Source organism: Oleiphilus sp. HI0132 (assembly GCF_001635845.1).
This window is the reverse complement of record NZ_LWGJ01000354.1, coordinates 1-1,178: the sequence shown is the minus strand read 5'-3', so window position 1 is coordinate 1,178 and position 1,178 is coordinate 1. Positions and strand designations below refer to the sequence as shown.

Genomic DNA, 1,178 nt, shown 5'->3' with positions numbered 1-1,178 from the left:
TGTGGGCCTTTTGAAGAAAGCCGGTTTCCTACTCTACCCAAGAGGGATTGGACGCTTCTGGTTCAAGGTCTTGATCAGTGGTCACCTGAAGTGGCGGAGATTTTAAGGTCTTTTGATTTCTTACCGAGCTGGCGTCTGGATGACATAATGGCTTCGTATGCGCCGGTTGGGGGAACCGTTTCCCAGCATTATGACTTTTTTGATGTCTTTCTAATTCAAGGAGAGGGGAGCAGAAAGTGGCAAGTAGGTCAGGTTTGTAGCGCCGACAGTGAATTGGTACCAGATACCTCTGTGCGTATCCTGACTGAATTTGAGCCTAAATTGGAAGTAACCTTGGAACCGGGTGATATCCTTTACATTCCCGCCAAGCATGCGCACTTAGGAGTCTCTGTAGAAAACAGCATGACCTATTCAGTTGGTTTTCGCGCTCCGAGCATTCGAGATATTGTCGACGGTGTAGCGACAGCAGCTTTGGAGGGCTTGAAAGAGGATGAGCGTTATCAGGATAGCATCGAGGCTTTAAAAGCTGCCCGAGGTAATATCCCTGAAGCTGCTATCACTCGCTTGCGTGAAATGTTGAGCGAGGCCTTGACCAATGAGACCTTGCTTGCAAACTGGCTAGGGGAGTATGTAACGGAAAGGAAGTATCCTGAGCTTGAGCTTGTCGGCGAAAGTATTGAGGATTGGGAGTCGCTCCTTGGTGAGGGTGAGCTAATTCAGCGTAACCCTGCTTCACGCTTTGCCTATACCACCTTCAAGGAGTGTCTGCTTTATGTTGATGGTACTTCTTATAAATGTTCAGCCGCATTGGCTGAAGAACTCGCCGACAGACAAGATCTTTGTCGTCAGCGAATACTAGATTTAGTTTCAGATAAACAGGATAAAAGCGTTATTGCCAACTTATTGGAAAGCGGTGCATTAGTGCTCGGAGATTTGTAGGCNGAGGTCACTGTGCCTCGCTAGGTGCTTCGAGCTATGTTTGAGCTAGCTCATGCTTGACTTACTATCTTCGTTAATAATATCCAGATTAAAAAGGCGGAGAAGGTGACGCCTAGTTTTCAAGATTGGAACAAATTTTTCCTGAACAATGCTTTTCGAGAAACTCTATAGGTGTTTGTGAAAATTCGGCTTTGAAAAAGCGCCTAAAGCCTGATGCTGTTTGAAAGCCAAGTTGTTCA

Annotated in this window: 1 protein-coding gene; it reads left to right on the top strand. The window is 46.3% G+C overall.

Annotated features, from left to right (window positions below; translation table 11 throughout):
• Positions 1 to 939: JmjC domain-containing protein (locus A3766_RS04360; RefSeq protein ID WP_082907031.1), on the top strand; the 939-nt coding region annotated here is incomplete at its 5' end.
• Positions 940 to 1,178: the final 239 nt, after the last annotated feature.